Annotated in this window: 17 protein-coding genes; 15 read left to right on the top strand and 2 right to left on the bottom strand. The window is 45.7% G+C overall.

Annotated elements, in window-relative coordinates:
* Nucleotides 1-9: 9 nt before the first annotated feature.
* From BLQ13_RS09105 to BLQ13_RS09060, 11 genes are all read left to right on the top strand, one after another.
* Nucleotides 10-552: a phage holin family protein gene (locus tag BLQ13_RS09105; RefSeq protein WP_244159258.1), complete on the top strand. Its 543-nt coding sequence runs from the start codon at nt 10-12 to the stop codon at nt 550-552.
* A 263-nt stretch (nt 553-815) separates the two neighbouring features.
* Complete coding sequence (locus BLQ13_RS09100) at nt 816-1805, top strand: glycoside hydrolase family 25 protein (protein WP_090918321.1); 990 nt, start codon at nt 816-818, stop codon at nt 1803-1805.
* 966 nt (nt 1806-2771) lie between these two features.
* Entirely contained in the window at nt 2772-4421 is a 1650-nt protein-coding gene (locus BLQ13_RS09095) for an ABC transporter substrate-binding protein (protein WP_090918470.1), read from the top strand.
* A gap of 64 nt (nt 4422-4485) precedes the next feature.
* Entirely contained in the window at nt 4486-4614 is a 129-nt protein-coding gene (locus BLQ13_RS28995; RefSeq protein WP_261769367.1) for a hypothetical protein, read from the top strand.
* Complete coding sequence (locus BLQ13_RS09090) at nt 4611-5615, top strand: ABC transporter permease (protein WP_090918319.1); 1005 nt, start codon at nt 4611-4613, stop codon at nt 5613-5615. The genes BLQ13_RS28995 and BLQ13_RS09090 overlap by 4 nt, the downstream gene beginning before the upstream one ends.
* Nucleotides 5616-5742: 127 nt before the next feature.
* A complete protein-coding gene (gene nikC / locus BLQ13_RS09085; RefSeq protein WP_090918316.1) occupies nt 5743-6642 on the top strand; it encodes a nickel transporter permease in 900 nt (299 codons plus the stop codon).
* Between the two features lie 339 nt (nt 6643-6981).
* Nucleotides 6982-8865 carry a molecular chaperone HtpG gene (gene htpG / locus BLQ13_RS09080; RefSeq protein ID WP_090918314.1) on the top strand — a complete coding sequence of 628 codons (1884 nt, stop codon included), beginning with the start codon at nt 6982-6984 and terminating at the stop codon, nt 8863-8865.
* A 285-nt stretch (nt 8866-9150) separates the two neighbouring features.
* Nucleotides 9151-10566 (top strand): deoxyguanosinetriphosphate triphosphohydrolase family protein, encoded by a 1416-nt coding sequence (locus BLQ13_RS09075; RefSeq protein ID WP_090918312.1) that lies wholly within the window; start codon nt 9151-9153, stop codon nt 10564-10566.
* A gap of 44 nt (nt 10567-10610) precedes the next feature.
* Nucleotides 10611-11669: an MsnO8 family LLM class oxidoreductase gene (locus BLQ13_RS09070; protein ID WP_208606762.1), complete on the top strand. Its 1059-nt coding sequence runs from the start codon at nt 10611-10613 to the stop codon at nt 11667-11669.
* A gap of 291 nt (nt 11670-11960) precedes the next feature.
* The gene (locus BLQ13_RS09065) at nt 11961-13673 is read left to right on the top strand and encodes a HAMP domain-containing methyl-accepting chemotaxis protein (protein ID WP_090918310.1); all 1713 of its coding nucleotides are present in this window, start codon (nt 11961-11963) and stop codon (nt 13671-13673) included.
* A gap of 343 nt (nt 13674-14016) precedes the next feature.
* Nucleotides 14017-14802 carry a TRM11 family SAM-dependent methyltransferase gene (locus BLQ13_RS09060; RefSeq protein ID WP_338060865.1) on the top strand — a complete coding sequence of 262 codons (786 nt, stop codon included), beginning with the start codon at nt 14017-14019 and terminating at the stop codon, nt 14800-14802.
* A 150-nt stretch (nt 14803-14952) separates the two neighbouring features.
* On the opposite strand, the gene BLQ13_RS09055 is transcribed toward BLQ13_RS09060, so the two are convergent.
* Nucleotides 14953-15909 carry a D-2-hydroxyacid dehydrogenase gene (locus BLQ13_RS09055; RefSeq protein ID WP_090918306.1) on the bottom strand — a complete coding sequence of 319 codons (957 nt, stop codon included), beginning with the start codon at nt 15907-15909 and terminating at the stop codon, nt 14953-14955.
* A 199-nt stretch (nt 15910-16108) separates the two neighbouring features.
* Between BLQ13_RS09055 and thpR the strand changes: the two genes are divergently transcribed.
* Together thpR and BLQ13_RS09045 are read left to right on the top strand one after the other, a co-directional pair.
* Nucleotides 16109-16711 (top strand): RNA 2',3'-cyclic phosphodiesterase, encoded by a 603-nt coding sequence (gene thpR, locus BLQ13_RS09050; protein ID WP_090918304.1) that lies wholly within the window; start codon nt 16109-16111, stop codon nt 16709-16711.
* Between the two features lie 130 nt (nt 16712-16841).
* The gene (locus BLQ13_RS09045) at nt 16842-17699 is read left to right on the top strand and encodes a cell wall hydrolase (protein ID WP_090918302.1); all 858 of its coding nucleotides are present in this window, start codon (nt 16842-16844) and stop codon (nt 17697-17699) included.
* 289 nt (nt 17700-17988) lie between these two features.
* On the opposite strand, the gene BLQ13_RS09040 is transcribed toward BLQ13_RS09045, so the two are convergent.
* On the bottom strand, nt 17989-19206 hold the full coding sequence (locus BLQ13_RS09040; protein WP_090918300.1) for an MGDG synthase family glycosyltransferase: 1218 nt from the start codon (nt 19204-19206) through the stop codon (nt 17989-17991).
* A gap of 409 nt (nt 19207-19615) precedes the next feature.
* Here BLQ13_RS09040 and BLQ13_RS09035 point away from each other — a divergent pair, with 409 nt between their 5' ends.
* Nucleotides 19616-20206, top strand: coding sequence for a TetR/AcrR family transcriptional regulator (locus tag BLQ13_RS09035; protein WP_090918298.1), 591 nt, complete (start codon nt 19616-19618; stop codon nt 20204-20206).
* A 158-nt stretch (nt 20207-20364) separates the two neighbouring features.
* On the top strand, nt 20365-22647 hold the full coding sequence (locus BLQ13_RS09030) for a YhgE/Pip family protein (protein WP_090918296.1): 2283 nt from the start codon (nt 20365-20367) through the stop codon (nt 22645-22647).
* The last annotated feature ends 620 nt before the right edge of the window (nt 22648-23267 follow it).

The following is a 23267-nucleotide window of genomic DNA, read 5'->3' as shown; positions in this document are numbered from 1 at the left end:
GGTGAAGCCATGGAACGATGGGACACCCTATGGAAATGGGGGATTGCGCTGATGAGTAGCTCGGCATCCTACTTCTTTGGAGGCTGGTCAGGAGTGCTCGGCGTATTGCTAGTCTTCGTCATTCTCGATTACCTGACAGGCATTGCGGCGGCGGGAATGACGGGCAAGCTTGAGAGTAATATTGGACTGTTTGGCATTGCACGAAAGGTATTTATATTTGCAATGGTATCGGTGGCTCATCTGGTGGACGGTGTTCTGGGAGACGGACATTTGTTCAGGGATGCGGTCGCCTTTTTTTATATCGCGAATGAGTTGTTATCCATTATTGAAAATGGGGGCAAACTGGGCGCTCCGATCCCACCTGTCATTCGGCAGGCGATTCAAGTGCTCAAAGGAAAGGCGGGAGAAGATGTGTTATCTTCTCCATTGCCACATCCCCCTCCGTCGTTGAATCATTCCGAAGGCGAAAATGATCATCCTCCAGAAATTGAACAATCCGAAGTAAAAGCCTCGGATCAAGAGAATTCAGATAGTAAGAAAAGCACAGCGTAACAATAAGAAAAGCACCCAACGGGTGCTTTCTTTACCTTCAGTCGTCACTCTGTATTTATCTTGCTTACAGATTATTGGTTCAACTTAATAATAAGATCGTAGTAGTATTTGAGCTGTTCCAAATAGGAGTTTTCTTTCATAAGGCTAGCTCGGTATTCTGGGTCATACATCGTACAACAAGGGACACGCACACAAGCAATCTTCAACCCGTCCGCATTTACTAAATACAAACGGCAACTAGCCGAATAAAGGGTGTGAGAAATTTGCAAAATAGAACCCCGGGCAACACGCAGGGCATTGATGTCTCCAGGTATCAGGGCAATATCGACTGGGCCAAGGTAAAGGCAAACGGCATGACCTTTGTATTTATCAAAGCAACCGAAGGGCGGACATATATTGATCCGAATTTTCAGAAAAATGTAAACGGCGCGCTGGCGGCGGGCATGATGGTCGGAACCTATCATTTCTTCCGCGGAACGACTGTGGAGATTGCGAGGGCAGAAGCGGCACATTATGCCAATACGCTGAACCAGATCGGGGGAGCCAAGGCGCTGCAATTGCCACCGGTTATGGATTACGAGAACAATCCCGGCAATCTGAGCAGAGCACAGATGAATACGGTAGCCAAAGCCTTTTTAACAGAATTGCAACGTCTCACAGGTGTAAAACCGATCATATATACAGGCAATTCATTTGCTAGTAATTTCGATGCTTCTTTGGGCTCGTACGATCTGTGGGTTGCGCGTTACAGCACGACACGTGTACCGGATGCTCAGCCGGCATGGAAGCGCTGGACGTTCTGGCAGTATACGGACTCGGGCAAGGTGAACGGTATTAGCGGTAATGTAGACATGAATGAATTCGAGGGAAGTGCAGCACAGCTTAGAGCGAGATATGCGGCGGCTACGTCAAACCCAAATCCTACGAATCCAACAGAGCCAGCCAATCCGACTAATCCTGGTAACCCGTCGAACCCGACTACACCCTCGAATCCGAATCCACCAACTGTACCACCGAAAGGGGGCGAACCAATGACAGCCGAAGAGAAAGCTGCGTTTGATGCGCTGAAAGCACAGGTTGATCGTTTGCAAGCACGTCAGCAGATGGAGGTACCTGTCTGGGCGAAGGCTGCTGTAGATGCAGCGCTGGCCTATGATGCCAAAAATCCGTTGTTTAGCATCGATAACGGTGCGAGCTACGATTTTTATCGTTTTATTACCGTGATGCACCGTAGAGGTTTGTTTAAAAAGTAAATGCTCGATGTAAGCCTCTATAGTTTTACTAGAATAGAACAGATTTGACTGTGGAGGAAAAGCAGGGAACATGAGCTATTTTGTCGAGCTATGTTCCTTTTTTGTACATAATGTCACTAATTCTGACGCGTGTAACAAAGTTGAAAACGTATGTCTGTAAATCTCTTGTCTATTTGGTAAATGTGATGTAAAGTAAGTTACACGAAAATGTTTTTCACCACGATTTAATACACAAACCTCCTCATCATGACAAAACCATAACATGAAAAGTTATTGTAGTGTCGATCTGTTCTATTCTCTTTTCTACCCATAAATCGAATTAAATCTAATTCACACCTCATGAAGACGAACTCACGGAACAAAGTCCGAAGGCCAAAATTTGTGTTCTATTTTTGTACCCATTCAAGGGCAGATTTGCTGTTTCGAATTGACCTTGGTTCAAATAGATGCATCGCCCTATCTCAGAATGCTAGAAGCTTATACTCTAACGCTGCTGATCCGTTGATCCGTGTTTTTTCAATGGTTCTACATTTGCCTTACTATCTCATTAGTCTAATTAACTTGTGTCCAAATTCTCAGCACTCTAAAACAGGTATCACAGGCATATAAAGCCTTTAATAGATGATACAAGAACTTGAAGAATACAACTAGGGATTATCTGATGACTAGCTATTTGTTGAACGATTCATTTACACAAAAACGGAGAGGACAGAAAAAACTTGAAAAGCGAAGCGCTCGCCTTTATCACCGGATTTTATCTGAGGACAAAGAGAATCAAAAAAATCTGGGGATAACAGCGATTGAAAGTTGTTCTGTCATCGAAGTGCCTGTGTAAATCAATTGTAGTTCAAATTAAATAGCATCAGCATCGCCACCACATCATCGCACGCACGGCCAGAGGTACCGTTTTTCGGTCGCAATCATCACACACATTATGAGACAGGGAAGGGTGTTGTACGTATGCGCATGAGAAAAAAATGGATGTCCGGTTTTCTGACTTTGGCACTGAGTACCGTACTTGTGTTATCTGGTTGCTCCAGCAGCAAAGATGGCGGGGAAGGAACGCCGACACCTGCGGAAGGTAATGAACCTCCTACAGAAGCGGCTGCCCAGGATACGATGATTATGGGACGCGGAGGAGATTCGGTTGCGCTTGACCCTTCGATCGTAACGGATGGGGAATCTCTCAAGATCGGGCATCAGGTGTTTGATTCGCTCCTCGATTACAAAGAGGGTGGAACCGAAGTGGTTCCGGCGCTGGCTGAGAGCTGGGAAATTTCCGCGGACGGGCTGAAGTATGTATTTAAGCTGAAATCCGGGGTGAAGTTCCATGATGGGACTGACTTTAACGCGGATGCCGTAGTGTTTAATTTTAATCGCTGGAGCGATCCAGCAAGTGAATATAAATTCGAAGGTGATTCTTTCGACTATTATGATTCCATGTTTGGGCCAGATGGCGCGCGCGTGATCAAGGAAGTGAAGGCACTCGATGAATCGACAGTGGAGTTTACCCTGAACCAGCCACAAGCTCCTTTCCTGCAAAATATTGCGATGACTCCGTTTGGCATTGGCAGTCCGGCTGCCATCCAGGAGAAGAAAGAAAACTTCAAGAGTGAGCCTGTCGGCACCGGCCCATTTGTATTCAAAGAGTGGAAACGGAACGACTCCATCACGCTGGAGAAAAATGCAGACTACTGGAGGGAAGGATTTCCGAAGCTGAACAAGGTAATCGTGCGCTCCATTCCGGATAACACGGCTCGTTTCAATGCATTGCAAAATGGCGAGATCGATATTATGGAAGACCTGAATCCGGATGATCTGAGCATTCTGGAGGGCAATAGCGAGCTGCAGAAGATTGAACGTCCGCCGTTCAACGTGGCATATATCGGGTTTAATTTTAAGAAAAAACCGTTTGATAACGTGAAAGTCAGACAAGCCCTGAACCATGCCGTGAACAAACCGGCCATTATTGACGCGTTCTTTGCTGGACAGGCAGAGCCTGCGGTGAACCCGATGCCACCTACGCTGTGGGGTTACAACGATGAGATCGAAGATTACGCCTATGATCTGGAAAAAGCAAAAGCGTTGCTGGCCGAAGCCGGCTTCCCTGACGGATTGCCAGATCCGGTAACATTTTATGCCATGCCGGTATCCCGTCCGTACATGCCTGATGGCAAGAAAGTAGCCGAAGCGATTCAGGCTGATTTTGAGAAAATCGGTGTCAAAACAACGATCGAATCTCCGGAGTGGGCGACCTATCTGGAAGATTCCAAAGCCGGGGAGAAGGACGACATATACATGCTCGGCTGGACAGGGGACAACGGGGACCCGGACAACTTCCTGTATACCCTTTTGGATAAAGACGCCATTCCGGGCAACAACCGTAGCTACTATGTAAATGAAGAGTTGCATTCCTTACTCACCAAAGCACAAACGGAGACGGATCAGGATAAACGTGCCGAGCTTTACAAACAGGCTCAGGTCATCATCAAGGAAGACGCTCCTTGGATTCCACTTGTGCATACCACACCGATTCTTGCCGGGAAAGCGAGCCTGAAAGGGTTTGTCACTTCTCCGCTGGGAACCGAATCGTATGTGGGGGCTTATTTTGAATAAAACTTTCGAGTGAAAATAAATGAAACGCAAGTGTTAAACCAAGTTATGCGCTGGCGGACATGCAATGCTTATTAGATTCTACATCCGGGTCGTAACGAGCCAAAGCATACGTGTTCGCCAGCGCTATTTCTTTGATTTTGCCAAAGTTGAAATCATGCAGATGAACCCTTTAGGGCAGGTGATCTGGAAGTGAACAGCTATATTGTCAAACGTGTGCTGGTACTGCTGCCCGTTTTGCTGGGCATGACGTTGATCGTTTTTTCCATCATTCATGCAATACCCGGTGATCCGGCCGAGACGATTCTGGGGCAAAAAGCAACGGAACAATCCAAGCAAGCTCTCCGGGATCAGCTCGGACTGGACAAACCCTGGTTCCAGCAATATTTCGTCTATCTAGGCGACTTGCTGAAAGGGGATCTGGGCACATCTATTCGCACCAAGGAGCCTATTGCCCAGGAAATCGTACCTTATCTGACAGCGACACTCGAACTTACGATGGCAAGTATGTTGTTTGCTGTCATTATTGGTGTGAATGCAGGGATTATCAGTGCTTGGAAGCACAACTCCTGGTTTGATTACTGTTGCATGGTGATTGCGCTTGTAGGGGTATCCATGCCGATTTTTTGGCTCGGGTTGATGGAGCAATGGCTATTTGCTAACAAGCTGCAATGGCTACCGTCCATTGGACGAATGAATGCACGTGATCCGGTGGATGCGATTACAGGTTTGTATGTGCTGGACACGATGCTTGCAGGACGCTGGGATCAGCTGTGGACGGTGACCAAACATCTGATTCTGCCAAGTGTAGCACTGGGTACCATCCCGATGGCCGTGATTGCGCGCATGACACGTTCCAGCATGCTGGAAGTGATGAGTTCCGATTATATTCGTACCGCCAAGGCGAAAGGATTGGGGCCGTTTTTTGTCGTATACGGGCATGCGCTGAAGAATGCATTTATTCCCGTGTTGACTGTTATCGGCATTCAAACGGGGTCTCTGCTGGGTGGCGCTGTGCTGACGGAAACGATTTTTGCCTGGCCGGGTGTAGGGCGTTACATATATGAAGCGATTAGTTCACGGGACTATCCTGTGATTCAGAGCGGAATCCTGATCGTAGCTTTCTTTTTTGTATTGATTAATCTGATCGTAGATTTGCTCTATGCGGTGTTTGACCCAAGAATCAGTTACAAGTAGGAGGGACAGGATAGCAGAGCAAAGCATCCTACGATACAACGATAAAGTCCCGATGGCTGGTTTATTCTTCTGTGTAAACAATCCGTTTATCTCTTCCATTATCTAAGTTCAGCAAAGGAGAACCTGTATGGCCAAATTGTCGACCAATACCGGACAAACCGTTGACGCAGTCAGCGCGAGTAGATCGGGTCCTTGGCGTGAGGCGTGGAGGACGTTTCGGCGGAATCGGCTTGCGTTGGCAGGCTTAATCATTATTCTTTTTTTCATCGTATTAGCCTTCCTTGCCCCCTATATTGCGCCCTATGATTACAAAGAGCAGGTGCTACAGGACAGGCTTCAAGCTCCGTCGGCTGAGCACTGGTTCGGAACGGATGACCTGGGACGGGATGTGTTTTCCCGTGTAATTCATGGCGCAAGAATATCGCTGTGGGTTGGATTTTTCTCCGTCATTGGGTCTATTGTTGCTGGAGCACTTCTTGGACTGGTTGCGGGGTTCTATGGAAAATGGGCGGACATGCTGATCTCGCGTCTGTTTGATATTTTGCTGGCATTTCCGGGCATCTTGCTGGCGATCGCGATTGTCGCGATTCTGGGCCCTTCTTTGCAGAATGCGTTGCTCGCCATTGCGATCGTGAATATTCCAACGTATGGACGGTTGGTGAGGTCGCGTGTACTTAGCTTGCGGCAGGAAGAGTTTATTACATCGGCACGGACATTGGGAGCGGGGAACGGACGAATCTTGTTTCGACACATTTTACCAAACAGCCTGACGCCACTTATTGTGCAAGGTACACTCGGAATCGGTACAGCGATTATCGAGGCAGCGGCGCTCGGATTTCTAGGTATGGGGGCGCAGCCACCGGACCCGGAGTGGGGCAAGATGCTTTCGGATTCACGTCAGTATATCCAAAAGGCTCCGTGGACGCTCATCTTTCCCGGTCTTTCCATTATGCTGACGGTACTTGGTTTCAATCTGATGGGCGATGGCCTGCGTGACACTCTTGACCCAAAGATGGCGAAGAAATAACCGATTTCACCCAACCGTCCCGAATTTCAATTCGTGGCGGTTTTTGTATTGCTGGAGCAAGTGCGTTACACTGGGAAGAGTGGTTGTCCATGCAGAAGTTTAATCGGTTTTTACAGAATGAAATCCATAATTTTGTTAAAATAACCGTCTTCGTATTGACACCCAATTTTCCCATATGTTATATAAAAAGAAGGGTTTAGCACTCTGAGTCTTTGAGTGCTAACAAATAAAGCTAATACACACCACTACATATGGAATGGTTCAGTCGCATATGGCTCAGCTTGCCTCTGTACTCAACTGAATCATTTGATACCCAAATTCGAAAGGAGCACTTCATTCATGGCGATTAAAAAAGAATTTCAGGCAGAATCCAAACGTTTGCTGGATATGATGATCAACTCCATTTACACACAGAAAGAAATTTTCCTCAGAGAACTGATCTCCAACTCCAGTGATGCTATCGACAAAATATATTACAGAGCATTGACGGACGACACGCTCGTTTTCAACAAAGAGGACTATTATATCAAGCTTACCATTGACAAGGAAAATCGCACACTTACCCTTACCGATACAGGGATTGGTATGACACAGGAAGAGCTGGAGAACAACCTCGGAGTCATTGCGAAGAGTGGTTCCCTGGCATTCAAAAAAGAAAACGAAGCCAAAGACGGCCATAACATTATCGGTCAATTCGGGGTAGGTTTCTACTCGGCGTTCATGGTGGCGGACAAGCTGACGGTAACGAGTAAAACGCTGGGCAGCAACGAAGCTTGGAAATGGGAATCCGAAGGTGCTGACGGGTACACGATTACACCTGCGGAAAAAGATACCGTGGGTACAGAAATCGTTCTAACGATTAAACAAAATACCGAAGAAGACTCGTATGACGAGTTTTTGGAAGAGTACCGCCTGAGATCCATCATCAAGAAATACTCTGACTTCATTCGTTATCCAATCAAAATGGATGTAACCAATCACCGTCCGAAGGAAGGTACGGAGAACGAGTTCGAGGATTACAAGGAAGAACAAACGGTCAACAGCATGGTGCCGATCTGGCGTAAAAATAAAAGCGAACTGACCGAAGAAGACTACACCAACTTCTATATGGAGAAACGGTACGGTTTTGACAAACCGCTGAAACATCTGCACATTAGCGCGGACGGCGCGGTGGTGTATAATGCGATCCTGTTTATTCCGGAGAATACGCCGTTTGACTACTATACAAAAGAGTATGAAAAAGGTCTGGAGTTATACTCCAACGGCGTATTGATCATGGATAAGTGCGGCGACCTGTTGCCAGATTACTTTGGTTTTGTCAAAGGAATGGTGGATTCAGAGGATCTATCTCTGAACATCTCACGTGAGATGCTTCAACACGACCGCCAGCTTAGCCTGATTGCGAAGAATATCAAAAACAAAATCAAAGGCCAACTGCAAAGCCTGCTCAAAGACGAGCGCGAGAACTACGAGAAGTTCTATCAAGCGTTTGGTCGTCAGCTGAAGTACGGCGTATACAGCGATTATGGCGCAAACAAAGACACATTGCAGGATCTGTTGCTGTTCACGTCTTCTAAAGAGAGCAAGCTTGTGAGCCTGGACGAATACGTCTCCAGAATGCCGGAAGATCAGAAGTATATCTATTATGCTGCGGGTGAGTCCATCAGCCGAATCGAGAAACTGCCACAGATCGAGGGCGTATTGGAAAAAGGGTACGAAGTGCTCTACTTCACCGACGATATCGATGAATTCGCGATCAAGATGATCACGAATTACAAGGAGAAAGAGTTCAAATCCATCTCCAGTGGTGATCTTGGTATTGAAGACAGTGCGGAAAAAGAAGAGACTGAAGCGCAGGACAATGACAACAAAGAATTGTTCGAAGCGATGCAGGCACAGCTGGAGGGCAAAGTTAAAGCGGTGAAAGCGTCCAAACGTCTTCGCAGCCACCCGGTATGTTTGTCCACCGAGGGTGATTTGACGATTGAGATGGAGAAAGTGCTGAAAGCTATGCCAAACAGCGGAGATGTTCAAGCGGATAAAGTGCTGGAGATCAACGTGAACCATGATGTGTTCAAATCGTTGAAAGATGCTTTTGCACAGGATAAAGAGAAGCTCAGCCTGTATACCAGCCTCTTGTATCACCAAGCATTACTGATTGAAGGATTGCCGATTCAAGACCCGGTAGAGTTTACGAATGATATCTGCAAGGTGATGGTGTAAGTCTGCTAGATTTAAAACTTCATTTGAAGTTTAACCCGACAAGACGTCATTCGTCTGTCGGGTTTTCTTTATATCGAGGTAACACTCACCGGCTCAACTATTGACGTACAGTTCTTCATTCTATGCACAGACAGTAGTCTTGCAGGGTATAATATACATAGAGAGGACTGTGCATCATATGTTGATGTAAGAAGAGATGACATGACAGACGGATTTTGCTTTTCGAAACCGCAGATGTTGTGTATAATCACTCAAAATAGAGACAGTCGGCTAGGAGTGATCTACATGCAATGGCATGACCTGAGAGAACATAGACAATACCCTGAACTTACCAAGCTGGAAGGCTCTCGTGCAGCGTATGAGCGAGACTATTCCCGATTGATTCATTCCCCAACGTTTCGGAGACTACAGGGCAAATCGCAAGTGTTTGGCGCAGGCACGGGAGATTATTATCGGACACGTCTGACCCATTCCCTTGAGGTGGCACAGATTGCGCGAGAAGCGGCGAGAAGCCTGTTGCGTCATTACCCGGAGGTAGATTGGGGCCGGGCAGAGAACCCCGGTCTGATTATTGATTCGGAAGTTGTAGAATGTGCGGCGATCGCACATGACTTTGGTCATCCACCTTTTGGGCATAAAGGGGAAGAAGTGCTCGATGGCATTTTGGATGATCTGATCAACAGTGAGACGAAGAAGATTATGAAAAAAAGTCGGGCCGCGAAAGCGCCTAAGGCTGAGTCTGACGTACGAGCGGAGCTCAAACGGAAATATGAGCATTTTGAAGGCAACGCACATAACTTCCGCCTGATCATGTATTTGGAGAAACGTGAAGATATCGACGGACTGAACTTGTCGGATGCTGTGCTGCTAGGGATTAACAAGTATCCGTACCCAGGAACAGAGAGCAAGAAAGGCATGTATCACCACGAGTGGCAGTACATTCGTGAGATTCGGGAGCGCTGGAACATCCCGGCGGGCAAGAAAACGCTCGAAGCACAACTGATGGATCTATGCGATGATATTGCGTACTCCGCACATGATCTGGAGGATGGCATCAAGGCAGGCAAAATCGAGGTGCATGAGCACTTTCTGCAAGACCAGCATGTCAACCGGCTCATCGTAGACAAAGTTACAACATTGGAGGATCTGTTCTGGAAGGGCTGGACAAGAGAGGCGATCTCGGAAAAAGTGGAAGAAGTCCTCGCATCGTTCCTGCGCATCTGGAATGAGAAAATGCCTTTCTGCGAGCATGATTACTCGCGTACCCGTCGTGAGGTGAAGGCCTATTGGGTCAGTCTTTTTGTCGGCAGTCTAGGAGTCATTGATGACGGGGATTGGAAAAAGGTAACCTTTGTCCGCGAAGGTGTAGAAGACCTTGACATGCTGCGCACCGTTAGTGTGCTTAAGAGCTTCGCCTGGGTGACGATGATTCGGGATCTGCGTGTTCAGCGTTTGCAGAAGCGCAGTGAGTGGATGATTAAACGGCTCTGGGATGCATTTCTCGATCCGGAAACGTCAAAATCCATCATTCCTTCCGATTGGTTGCAACGATATGAGAAGGATCAAGCCAAAGCACATCCGATCTGGACTTGGGAGCATATGGTGATTGATTACATTGCGGGGATGACCGATGCATTTGCCGAGAAAATTTATAATGAACTTTATGGCCTGAAGGTCGGTTCGATCTACGATCTGGACTAGGTGCAAAATCAAAGAGAGGCAAGAGATCAAAGGAGTTGTACAGTGTGGTTGCAAATTTAAGTGAAACCTTTACTGAGAGCTTAGGTGCCAGCACACAAGATTGTTTCGGAGAAAAGTTCAGTCTGGGAGTGCTGGATCTCGTTCCTAGACTTAATAGTGCATCCGCAGAACAAGCACTTCAGCAAGCGGTGCTTTTGGCTCAACAAGCTGAAGCATGGGGTTACACACGATATTGGACGTCTGAGCATCATGATATGCCTGAACTTGCTTCTGCTTCTCCTGAAGTGTTGCTATCTCATATTGGTGCAAAGACAGATACCATTCTGCTTGGGTCGGGAGCTGTTCTGCTTCCGCATTATAGTCCACTCAAGGTTGCAGAGTCGTTCCGTCTGCTGGCTTCACTCTATCCGGGACGGATCGAGCTCGGCTTAGGACGGGCTCCTGGCGGAGGACCTCATGCAACGATGGCGCTCAGTGGAAATTATTTGCAACATGTCTCGAACCTTCCCGCCAAACTGGCTTCGCTTACCGAATTGCTGGAAGACCGTTTTACGTATGAGGATGTTCCGGTTACAGCGCGTCCAGTTCCAGAAATTCCATTATCCTTATGGATGCTAGGGACCAATGTCAAAAGCGCAGTATATGCTGCGAAATTTGGTATGGGTTATGTTTTTGGACAGTTCATGAGTGATTCGGATGGAACTCAGGCTGTACGCCGCTATCGTGAGGAATTCGTGCCTAGTGCTGGGCTGAAGGAACCAGAAGTGATGGTGGCGCTCAGTGCAATGTGTGCGGCAACGGAGAACGATGCTTTAAGGTGGAGTCGTGAGATTGAGAACCAGCGCCAGGAAAGTCGTGAAGAGCACACAAATGAGCGAGATACCAACGTGGGTATCGTCAAGGCTAACCCTCAGAGTTTTTTTGTCCATAAAGAGGACAACGAGGTGAAGCGGCATATTGCTGGCACACCCGAACAAGTATGGCAGTACATTCGGCAAGCAGGGCAGAGGCTTAATACCAACCAGATACTCTTGGTAACGGCTGGTCCTGATTATGAACGTAGGCTGGAGTCCTACCGCTTGTTAAAATCTAGAATGAGTTAAAGGGCAAATTGAATCTAACTAAACCTGATCAAGTGTTAGGGGGATGTTAAGATGGCGATGAGCTGCAGATCTGAATCATACAGATGTTGCAGCTCATTTTTAATTCGATAAAGTTCAACAAAATTTCATAGATTACAGCGTTTACCGACAAAAGAATGCTATAATACTTTATCGCTATAATGCAGATAAATATAGAAGAGTGTAATTTGCAAGGGGCCAATAGATGGGTTTATTTGCGAGAAAAGCACTAAATTGTAAATGTGGCGAAAGTTGTCATGAGGGGGAAATTATATGTTTAGCCGATTTAAAATCAAGAGCATCGGTCTGCGTATCAGCATCGCATTTTATCTGTTAATCCTCTGTTTAATTATTCTGAGTGTTACCATCATTGGCCGGATGAATTCAATTGAGACTAACACAAATGACATTACAGGTAATTGGATGCCTTCGATCCAGAAGATCAACCAATTAAATTATTCAACCGAACATGTTTTGTCACTGAGTTATCGTTACTTTGACGCTGAGGAAGCGGACAAGTCCAAAATTAACGAAGAGCGCACTAAATATATTCGTGAAACTGCACAGACGATTGCCATCTACGATAAACAGGCAAAGTCTGCAGAAGAGAATGAGCACTGGACAGCGTTTAAGAGTAAATGGGAAGACTATCTTAAAATGAATGCACAAGCCATTCGGGTTAGTGACGAAGGACAGGCTCAGCTTGCCAAAGAAGTCGCTGACAAAGGATCTGCTTCCTTTGATTTGATGCAGGTTGATCTGGATTATCTCGTCAATTACAACCAGCAGCAATCCGATATTTCGGCAGCTCAAACCATTCGTTCTGTTCAAGATGGCAGGTTGTCTGTGCTCATAGGAGTGCTTGCGATGATTATCATTACTGCCATATTTGTTCCAATCATCCGCACACAGGTGGTTAAACCGTTGCTTCGTGTCATCAGTGCTGTTAAATTGATCGCGGAAGGTCAATTAAACGTGCAGGATGTACATACCAAACATGAAGATGAAGTGGGCGCCCTGGCGAAAGCAGTCAATGAGATGAAAGGTAACCTGACCTCGATGGTGATCAATGTAAGGCGTGTAGCCGAATCGGTGAATCGTCAGAGTAGCGAACTGGCGATTGCTTCGGAAGAAGTGAAGATCGGCAGTCAGCAAATTGCGATCACAATGGAGGAATCGGCTAAGGCAGCTGAGAGTCAGGCTCAGACCGCTGTGGAGTCGGCTCGCACAGTGGAAGATTTGAATATTCATATTCAACAACATGCGGAGCAGGGGAATCAGCTTCGTTCGATGTCCAAACAAGTGTTGGAGCAAGGGCAGAGTGGCCGCAAAGCGATGGAAGAATCCGTGCAACAGATGCAACAGATTGCTAGCGCAGTGTCTTCCTCAATGAGCAAAATGGAGCAGTTAAATCACAAAAATGAAGACATTTCCAAACTGGTTCTGGTAATTCATGACATCGCTCGTCAAACGAATTTGCTGGCGTTGAATGCTTCGATTGAGGCGGCACGGGCAGGAGAGAGTGGACGCGGTTTTGCCGTTGTCGCATCCGAGGTACGGAAGTTGTCTGAAGCCGTGCAGGCGTCTGTTGAAGAAATCACGACCATCACGCAAGATATTCAGCAGGATTCTCAAAGAGTAGTTAATGAACTGCGAGTAGGTGTTCAGGAGACAGAACTTGGGCAACAGCATGTGCTCACGTCAGGGGAGTTGTTCAGAACTATCAATACATCGGTTGAAGGTATGGTGGAGGTTATTGGTACCATGTCAGAAGGACTTTCAGGTATGGAACAGAGCAGTGGCCTGATGAATGACTTCAGTCAGCAGATTTCTGCAGTGTCTCAACAATCGGCGGCCAGTGTGGAGGAAGTCTCTGCTTCGGCTGAGGAACAAGTCGGTTCTATGGAGACCATCAGCAGTAATATTCAAACGTTGAAGGAACTGTCTGACGATCTGCTCACATCCATTGAAAAATTAAAAGTATAAGCCGTTCTTTATAATAGAAGAAACAGGGTAAAACGATTGTTTGAAAAGGTGGATTTGTGGTCAGATTTTGAATGTAAGACCAGGTCCTAAAATTAAGGTTGAAAGGGATATCCAGCAATGGGATCCCTTATTTTTTTGAAATAAACTTGAAAAGCAGAACCAAGAAATGAGGGTAATTATGATGGCAGCCAAATATGTATACATCTTCGCCTGTCATGAAAATGAACGTGAGTTATGCCATCTTGAATTGAGTAAGTTGCTTAAGTTGGATTCAGAAATACGCATAACCAGTGGTTCTTATATTAGGTCTGAGCGGTGTATCCCGCCGGGAAGAAGTCCATTTATGCATGGACGGTTGAATGTATTGGGTGAAGGAGACTCGATTACGGAGCTGCTTCCTATAGCTCGAAACATTCGTTTGCAGCAGGATGAGACATTTAAGGTGGTTTGTCTAAAAGCAGGAGATACGCCACCTGACTATGCTCAGGCACGGAAGTTTGAAAAAGAAGTCGGGATGTGCATCCATGGAAAAGCGCAGATGAAACAACCTAAAGTGACTTTCGGACTAATTAAAATAGGTCTAAAATGGATCTTGGGTCAGTGGACAGAAGCGGAAAAATCGTGGCAAAACCATCAGCAGAAGCCGCAAAACTACTCCACGGGCTTCGGTGTCACCTTAGCTAGGGCGCTGGTGAACGTTGCTGTTCCAGAGACGGAAAATCATCGTTTGCTGGATCCATGCTGTGGAATGGGAACGGTGGTCATTGAAGCTTTATCCATGGAAATTGATGCAGTAGGCAATGATCTTAATGCACTTGCTGTGCGCGGAGCAAAAGTTAATCTACCTCATTTCGGCTATGATGCCAATCGAATTACTTTGGGAGACATGAGGGATCTGGAAGGTGAGTATGATTCGGCAATTTTCGACATGCCCTATAATCTTTGTTCGGTTCTTCCCGATCAAGAACAGCGAGAGATGCTCCGGAAATTACGCAAGTTATGCAAACGAGCTGTCGTCGTATCCACAGAGTGGGTACAGGCTCACTTGCTGGAATCAGGATGGACGATAGAAAAGTACATAACGGTGCGTAAAGGCACATTTGTACGTCATGTATGGGTGTGTATGTGATGATCTGGATGTGCATGGAATTATACGTTAGAGTGCATAATAAACACTCCACGAAGGAAGAAAGAATCCTTCGTGGAGTGTTTTTGTTCTGAATTCATCCAGAATGATCAAACATCATTTTGACAAGTTGCATGGGAACGGGTGTTTGTGTTAATATTTATGACTATAATCGACAAGATTGAGCGGAAGAGTTTTACCTGCAACGTAGGCTTCCAGATTTTTGATGAAAATATCGAGAGCGCGCTGCGTATATTGTTCTGTGCTTCCTGCAATATGAGGTGTAATTAACACATTATCCATGCCCCATAGCGGGTGGTTTGCTGGAAGGGGTTCCTCTTCGAATACATCCAGAGCAGCGAAGGCAATTTTGTCGCTTTGCAAGGCGGCCAGCAATGCCTCCGTGTTTACGCTAGGGCCACGACCTACATTGACAAAACACGCATCAGTCTTGAAATGGTCAAAGGTATTCTGATCGTAAATATGCCGGGTTTCATCAGTCAATGGCAGAATGTTAATCACATAGTCACCTTGGCTTAGAGCTTCATGCAGTCCAGACATATCATACATACGGTCAACATGGGGCACGTCTTTTCCTGAGCGTCGTACTCCAATTGTACGCATGCCTAGTGCTTTTAATACACGTGCTGTTTCGGTCCCAATCTCGCCGACTCCGACGATAACAGCTGTCCTACCATGTAACTCTGGCAGTGCTTTGCCGGGATTCTTCCATTCAGCCTGCTGCTGATACAGCATAGCTTGTCTTAGCCAGCGACTGTGGGATAACATCATGCCCAGAATAATTTCTGTAATGGGAATGGCATGAACGCCGTTGGCACTGGTCACCTGAATATTTTTTTGTTGTAGCTCCGCGAATGGGAGATTATCTACACCGGCTGACCAGACCTGAATCCATTTCAAAGGGCTGTCCTGATGCAGAGCATGTTCAGTTACAAGAGGAGACCAGCCCAGTATAATTTCGGCTTCTTTTAATTCGCTCGGATCCAGATCCTTGGCTTTACCCACTTTGATCGTGTATCCTGGCGCAGCCTGCTGGATCTGTTGCTGTTGTTCTTCGGATAGAGATGGAAAACATACGATTTTACCCATAATGTGTGTGCCTCCTGAGATCGATGAATTAGTCTTGTCAAGTGTATCAGATTCAGTGTATCCTGTGCATGTAAATGGAAAATTCAGGAACGGAGTCTGATATGCAAAATCTATAATGTGTGTCACTCTATGTTTACCCAGCTTGAAATGATATGCATAGTTATGGAATAATAGAGCGAACTTTAGAGAGGTGTATGCAATGAATGCCCCAAAACTTCAAGAACATGCATCCAGACGGGAACGTCTGTTTATTGCTGTGCGTCTGCCTGAATCTGTTCAGCAGTTTCTTCATATGCAGGCCAAGTTAATACGGAACAAGCTTGATTTTCGTAAGTGGACTGACCCAAGAGACTATCATATTACCTTGCAATTCCTGGGGGATACGTTGATGAGTGATGTCGGTCATCTTAGAGTAGCTTTGCACAACGTAGCCGCTGATTTTCATACGTTTGACCTGCAGCTATCGGAATGGGGAACGTTTGGTCTGGAGAAAACACCGAAAGTTCTCTGGAGAGGTGTTAACGGAGATGTAGAGCGATTACATCACTTACAGCAAAAAATTGTAGAGGCTACAAAAGATCTGGGTTTTGAAGCCGAGTTAAGACCTTACCGTCCACATGTTACTGTAGCCAGAAAATATCTTGGATCGCTTCCTGGTATGGCTCATTCTGGAGTTTCCGAAATCGTTACAGAACATGCTTCTCATGGAAATTCATGGTCAGTAGACGGTTTTGTACTTTATGTGACAAGGCTTGGACAAACGCCAATGTATGAGACAGTGGATACGTTTTCATTTTCCTGAAAAACTTTTTAATACCATAAACTCACATTGACATTGTGTTTATCCCTATGTAATATTAGCCATCGTTATTCAAATTCTTTTTTTTTGGTTACTAAGATTAGGGAATTGTTTCGATAGGAGGAATCTTCGAATGGAAATTATAAGCAAGAATCGTTGGGTAGCACCGATGTTATCAGTGCTGCTTGTATGTATAGTGGGGGTAAATGTCGTTCAGGCGACGGGGAAATGGAATGAAGCGAGTGATAGTAAACAGATGACGGAGCTTGCGTCTTCGGCGCATAACAGCCCATCATTGCCGCAAGACCAGAGGCGAATGATGGAAGATGGGACAAGTCTATCTTCTGACACGTCTGGACAATCCGTAACATGGACGAATGCTTTGCCAGCAAAAAACTGGCTTTTGACTGCTCAGGAAGAGCGCGAGCAACAGGAAGCTGCGGCTAAACAAAAAGCCCAAGCTATCGCTACAGCCAAAGCCAAAAAAGAAGCTGCTCTGAAATTGGCTAAAATGGAACATGCCAAAGCGGCGGCTGCGATGTCAACTCCCCCCCAACAACTTTACTTTACGCGGACCAAACTTTTGAATCAGGAAGATGCGAAACAAGCAACCTGGTCTTACAGTGTGTCCGATAAAGAGCTGCATCTGCTACAAAAAATTGTCATGGCAGAAGCGGAAGGCGAACCGTACAAAGGCAAAGTGGCAGTTGCCAACGTTGTCTTAAACCGGCTGCGGTCAGCCAATTTTCCCGATACCATTTACAAGGTCATCCATCAAAAATCACAGTTCAGCCCTGTGGCGAATGGACGACTAAAACGGGTAACCCCGAATGAAGATAGCATCAAAGCTGTGAATGCTGCGCTGAACGGCCAGAAGGAAGTGTCTGATGATACGTATTATTTTTTATCTTTGACGCTTGCAGATGATCTGACAGTGGCTCGTACGAAGAAGGAAGTAAAAACGATTGGGCATCATACTTTTTACAAGTAAAGCACCTTAAAATTCTGCAAACAGGCAGGGTAGTTAACAATGTGAGTGTCACATAAACCCTGAATCATGTAAAAACGCAGTTTTATTTCGTCGTTTTTGTAAGTATCTTTGATTGTAATTTACCCATTTTTTTGGTAGATCATACGATGAAATGCAATAGAAATAAAAAAGGTTCCCTTTCATTTTCTGAAGGGGAACCTTTTTTGCTTTTTCGTATTCGTTTAAGCACTTGATTGATCGTGTATTGAATATTGCGTCCTCAGACCGATTATAAGGCTCCTTAGAGGGATTATAAAGGCAGTCTGGTACCAGACAAAGGTCTGCTTGTAATGCCCGCTGAGAAACGCTCTAGAGACGTAGTTGTAACTTCTGTTGTTGCAGGGAAGAGTAAATCGTGAACAGCTTGAGCACAACAGCTTGGATCATAAGCTGGTGAATGTCCTGTTATATACCTTTTGTTCTTCTTAGGTAGACTACCTTGCTTGTGCTGATTTTCAGACAACTCCCGGAATCGATTCGTTATGACATCCTTAGAGTGAATGATCTCTCCATATCCGGCTTGTACAAAATATTCGCAGTTCTCCTCTTCCTGTCCTGGCAGTGGAGGGATAAACAGCATCGGAAGGCCTTTAGCCATCGCTTCCGTACATGTCATGCCTCCTGGCTTGGTGATCAGGACGTCTGAAACATCCATGAGTCTGCTGACTTCCTTCGTGTATCCCAGAATACGGATGTTGGGATGCTGGAAGCAAGGGATTTCTTTCATTTTGTCGATCATCTTTTGGTTGCTTCCGAGGCAGAAGATTAATTGAACCCGGTCTGCCCAGGATGCGAGAGTTTTCATATGTTCCTCGTCAAAAGAAAGCCCCCATCCTCCCCCCATAAGCAGAGCTGTTGGCATATTCTGCAGTCCCATCTCTTCTCTGAGCTTGACCTTATCCCCGGACTCCCAAAAATCAGGATGTACAGGAATGCCTGTAATCTGGATCTGCGAGGAAGGAACCCCCCGAATCTCTAACAGGGCTTTAACTTGCGGAGTGGATACGAGATATTTGTTTACCTCAGGGTTAATCCACGTTCCATGTACGTCATAATCCGTGATCAACGTATAGAGCGGAATATTCAGTCCTTGACGTTTAAGTCTGGAAATAACCGCATTAGGAAACGGATGGGTACAGATTACAATATCCGGCTTCAACTGGGATACGACCTGCGCCGTCTGGGTATAGAAGATACGGTGCAACGCCAGTTTGGTTAAGCCGTTTAAAGATTTGTTGTACTGTGTGCGGTACAACAGGCTGACAAGTTTGGGTTGAACCGATAGTGTCTTTCGATATGCAGAAAAGATCAGTGGAGCGACGGTAGGATTCAAAAATTTCCCAAGTTCAATAACACGACTGTGAACATGAGGACTTACTTTTTTGATGCCATGTGCCAGAGCATGAGCCGCCTGTGTATGACCAGTACCGAATCCTTCTGATAATAAGAGCACTCTTGGTTTTCGCATGAGTTCACCTTTATTCATAAGTTTGAGTTAAAATTAAAATTTGAATGAGAACAGTTTCGTACGTTTTAAGTAGGGACAGTTATGCTAGGTTTGTTACTAATGAATATACAGCAAAACACGGAATCATGTTTCATCCAAAAATATTTACACCGTATAACCTGATTTGAGACAGCAAACTTCAGTTATATGCGGATTGTTTGAGTCATCTTACACTATAGACGACGACGCTGACAGTTTCCACTGCATTTCGGTTAAAAAATATTAATACATTTTTTTATTATTAGGCTTGCATTCTTATTTTCAAGGTGATATTGTAGTTTTTGACCGAATGACCAATTTGTATTTTTGGTCATTTTATAGAGAGCGATGGAATTACCCGTCACATTATATGAAGCAAGGAGGGGATAAAATGGCTCCGATCGACAGGAGACAGCAGGTGATTCATGCAGCCGCCCAGTCGTTTGCCATGTTTGGATACAAAGCGACTACGATGGATCAAGTAGCCAAGATCGCCAATGTAGGCAAAGGCACGATCTACACCTTTTTCACCAATAAAGAACAGCTGTTTGATCAAATCCTGGTGGAAGTCATACAGGAGATGAAAAACATTGCGCAACGTGAAGTGCATCAGGAAAGTGCTTTTTTTGATAATCTGTTTCGTGTGCTCGATGCGCTGTTGGAATTCCGCCGTGATCACGAGTTGCTCGTGAAGTTGTCACAGGAGTTGAAGGATTTTGGAACGTTACAGGCCAAAGAAGGTCTGGAAAAAGTCGAGAAGGTCATTTCCGATTTTCTGTCCCGTGAACTGGAGAAAGCCAGAGCTGGGGGAGAAATACGCGATTGCGATCCGCAAGTTGTCGCTTTTATGATGATTCGATTGTATATTGCATTAACTTCGGACTGGAGTAAACATCATGATCCGCTTAGCAAAGAGGAAATCAAGAACTACTTTCGTCTTTTCTTAATGGAAGGCATAGCTGCGATAAGTTCTGTTGATTGAAACTTGCTTGTCGAAAGACAGGTTTGTTTTTTGCTCTAAACTGACCGTTTGAGAGAATTGGTCATCACGTATTTCGGTAAAAATACCAGAGTTTTTCATTCTGTTTTCATATTGGTTATTCCTGCTGTCTAGCAGAGAGATTAAGGGGAGAAAATGACATGAAATCATTAAACGTGTTTTTCAAGGATTTGGGATCAGCCGTGAGAAACCCGAAGGTGTTGATCCCTGTAATTGCGATATTATTTATACCGATCCTGTACAGCGGCATTTATTTGGCGGCTTACTGGGACCCATACGGTCGTGTTGATAAACTCCCGGTAGCCGTAGTTAACCTTGATAAAGGAGCCGAACTGGAAGGAAAGTCACTTCATGTAGGTAAAGACCTTATTGATGAACTGAAGAAAAATAAAGATTTTAAATGGGACTTTGTGGGTGCCGCTCAGGCAAAGGACGGCATGCAAAACGACAAGTATTACATGCAGATTACGATTCCAGAGAACTTCTCGTCCCAAGCTACAACATTGCTGGATGATAAGCCTGCACCAGCGGACTTGATCTATGAGCCGAACGGTAATTACAACTTTGTAGGTGCGCAAATCGGTAAAACGGCAATTAAAGATCTGAAGGCTAAAGTTTCAGCCAAAGTTACAGAGTCTTATGCAGAGACGCTGTTAGATAAGTTCTCCGAAGTGTCGGATGGCTTGGCTGAAGCAGGTGACGGTGCCGGAGATTTGAAGACAGGTGCTGGAAAACTCGACGACGGTGCTGTGAAACTTAAAGATAATCTGGCTAAGCTTGCATCCGGCACGTTGAAACTTCAGGATGGACTAGCTCCGTTAAGTAACGGAGTTACTGCGCTGCATAATGGAGCTTCCAAACTTGAAAATGGAACGACAAGTCTAGTTTCAGGTTTACAGCAACTTCATGAGGCAGCTACGGGTCAGCTTCAAAGTGGTGCTGACCAGTTGAAAGAAGGAAGCGACAAGCTGGCCTCCGGCCTGCAATCTTCATTGGATGGCACAAACAAGCTACAAGCAGGTCTGCAATCATCGGAACAAGGCAGTGCGAAGCTGTCTGACGGACTGCAATCAGCAGTTCAGGGCAGTGGAACATTGGCAACCGGCCTGCAATCCGCTGTGGATGGTAGCAGTAAAGTTGCCGATGGCGCACAGGGAGTAGCAGCTGGATTGAAACAACTGGCCGCAAGCAACCCGGAACTGGCAGCAAGCGCCGATGTTCAAAAGCTGATAGCAGCGAGTCAGGCTGTTGCTGACGGTAGTACACAGCTACATGAGAGCGAGCAGAAGCTGGCACAAGGCGCGGATCAACTCCACCAAGGTAATCAGCAGCTGGCTGCTGGCGCAACTGAACTGCATGGAGGCCAACAACAATTGCTTGCAGGTGCAAGTCAACTGGTTGATGGACAGAAGCAACTGCTTGCAGGTGCCGGACAGCTTAGTCAGGGCGGAGCCAAACTCTCAGGCGGCTTGCAACAATTCAGTAGCAAATTAGGTGAAGCAGCTACAGGCGGTACACAACTGGCAACTGGTGCGAAACAGCTAGGTACAGGTACAGCAGCATTGCAGACAGGTGTTGGTAAACTTAGCGGCGGTGTTTCATCTCTGGCTGACGGTTCCAAACAGCTGGGTGACGGAGCCGGTAAACTGGCTAATGGCCTTACAGAACTGAAAGACGGTTCTGGTGAACTGGCAACGAAGCTTAAAGATGCTGCTCAGAAAACATCCAAAGTGAAGAAAACAGATGAAGTTGTCAATATGTTTGCAGAACCGGTTAGCTCTTCCGAGAACAAGGCAGAAAACGTAAGTAATTACGGAACAGGCATGACACCATTTTTCCTGTCCATCGGTCTGTTTGTAGGATCACTGATCTCTACCATCGTTCTGAAAATGCGTGAAACGTCTGTACCTGGAGCAACAGGCTGGAATCGTTTCGTAAGCCGCACGCTGATATTTGGTTCGGTGAGCATCTTCCAGTCGGTTATTGTAGCAAGCTTTATGCTATACGGTCTCGGATTAGAGACACATAGTACAGGACTGTTTTATCTGTTTACGATTATAACGGGTCTAACCTTCATGCTGATCGTTCAGGCGCTGGTTACTTGGCTAGATCTGCCTGGACGTTATGTAATCATCTTGTTATTGGTCTTCCAGCTTGCAGGAAGTGCGGGTACATTCCCAGTAGAACTGATTCCTTCATGGCTGCAATCCATTAGTCAGTGGCTACCAATGACACACAGCATTATGGGTCTCAGAGCCGTTGTCTCCAGCGGTAACTTCAATGTGATGTGGCATCAGGCTGAAATATTGAGCGTCTATGCAGCTATATCTGTGTTGCTTACGCTAACGTACTTCCTCCTGAACGGCCGACGTACTAAGAGAGAAGCTGAAGTTGCCGAGAGCGGTCAGGCTTTGACTGTATAATATTTAATGAAGCAAGACGACAATTCGCACAACTTTCTGCAAAAAAAGTTAAAGCATATGTATCGAAATTATGCAATATAGTAGTCAAATAGTACAAATGGCCTGCGGCGCGAAATTAAGCTGCAGGCTATTTTGTATTCAATAGTATGAAAATAGAAAGTTATATTGGAAGCTGAAGCATGAAAATTGCGAAAATATGGTCAAACGTAGGCTGGATATGGAACGATTTTCTTTTATCAGCAATTAAAATCAGTTGTGCTCTGCTATAAAATGTGTATAATTATTCGAAAAAGAGATGTTTTTAAACGTCAATACACTAAAGCTGTACTGCAAAGCAATTCTTATCAGAGGTATTAAAAAGTTTAAATTGCGCTGATGTTAGGTCGGTGTTAAAATAATAGAACTATATCAAAAAACGTCGCTCCATCTTGAGTAGTCGTGCCAGCGGCTACATATTGTTGTATATATGCTGTTACCGGATCACCGGATTCAGTCCTTCGCAATAATCGCGGTCTTTACCGCAATACCAGGCTTACAACAGATGGCTCAAGCTATCACCTCTCCATCTCAGCAGGCAGGCTTATCGCAAGCGAAATGCCAGCTCCTCCCGTTTCAATGTT

Origin of the sequence: Paenibacillus polysaccharolyticus (assembly GCF_900102085.1) — a bacterium.
GTDB classification, from domain to species: domain Bacteria; phylum Bacillota; class Bacilli; order Paenibacillales; family Paenibacillaceae; genus Paenibacillus; species Paenibacillus polysaccharolyticus.
Note: the sequence above shows the minus strand (reverse complement) of the source record. Positions and strands in the feature narration are given on the sequence as shown.

What these genes read in the sequence shown, in the direction of transcription:
- BLQ13_RS09105 (WP_244159258.1), top strand. Translation starts at nt 10, where the DNA reads ATGGAACGATGGGACACCCTATGGAAATGGGGGATTGCGCTGATGAGT.
- BLQ13_RS09095 (WP_090918470.1), top strand. Translation starts at nt 2,772, where the DNA reads ATGAGAAAAAAATGGATGTCCGGTTTTCTGACTTTGGCACTGAGTACC.
- BLQ13_RS28995 (WP_261769367.1), top strand. Translation starts at nt 4,486, where the DNA reads ATGCTTATTAGATTCTACATCCGGGTCGTAACGAGCCAAAGCATACGT.
- nikC (WP_090918316.1), top strand. Translation starts at nt 5,743, where the DNA reads ATGGCCAAATTGTCGACCAATACCGGACAAACCGTTGACGCAGTCAGC.
- htpG (WP_090918314.1), top strand. Translation starts at nt 6,982, where the DNA reads ATGGCGATTAAAAAAGAATTTCAGGCAGAATCCAAACGTTTGCTGGAT.
- BLQ13_RS09075 (WP_090918312.1), top strand. Translation starts at nt 9,151, where the DNA reads ATGCAATGGCATGACCTGAGAGAACATAGACAATACCCTGAACTTACC.
- BLQ13_RS09065 (WP_090918310.1), top strand. Translation starts at nt 11,961, where the DNA reads ATGTTTAGCCGATTTAAAATCAAGAGCATCGGTCTGCGTATCAGCATC.
- BLQ13_RS09060 (WP_338060865.1), top strand. Translation starts at nt 14,017, where the DNA reads ATGCATGGACGGTTGAATGTATTGGGTGAAGGAGACTCGATTACGGAG.
- BLQ13_RS09055 (WP_090918306.1), bottom strand. Translation starts at nt 15,909, where the DNA reads ATGGGTAAAATCGTATGTTTTCCATCTCTATCCGAAGAACAACAGCAA.
- thpR (WP_090918304.1), top strand. Translation starts at nt 16,109, where the DNA reads ATGAATGCCCCAAAACTTCAAGAACATGCATCCAGACGGGAACGTCTG.
- BLQ13_RS09045 (WP_090918302.1), top strand. Translation starts at nt 16,842, where the DNA reads ATGGAAATTATAAGCAAGAATCGTTGGGTAGCACCGATGTTATCAGTG.
- BLQ13_RS09040 (WP_090918300.1), bottom strand. Translation starts at nt 19,206, where the DNA reads ATGCGAAAACCAAGAGTGCTCTTATTATCAGAAGGATTCGGTACTGGT.
- BLQ13_RS09035 (WP_090918298.1), top strand. Translation starts at nt 19,616, where the DNA reads ATGGCTCCGATCGACAGGAGACAGCAGGTGATTCATGCAGCCGCCCAG.
- BLQ13_RS09030 (WP_090918296.1), top strand. Translation starts at nt 20,365, where the DNA reads ATGAAATCATTAAACGTGTTTTTCAAGGATTTGGGATCAGCCGTGAGA.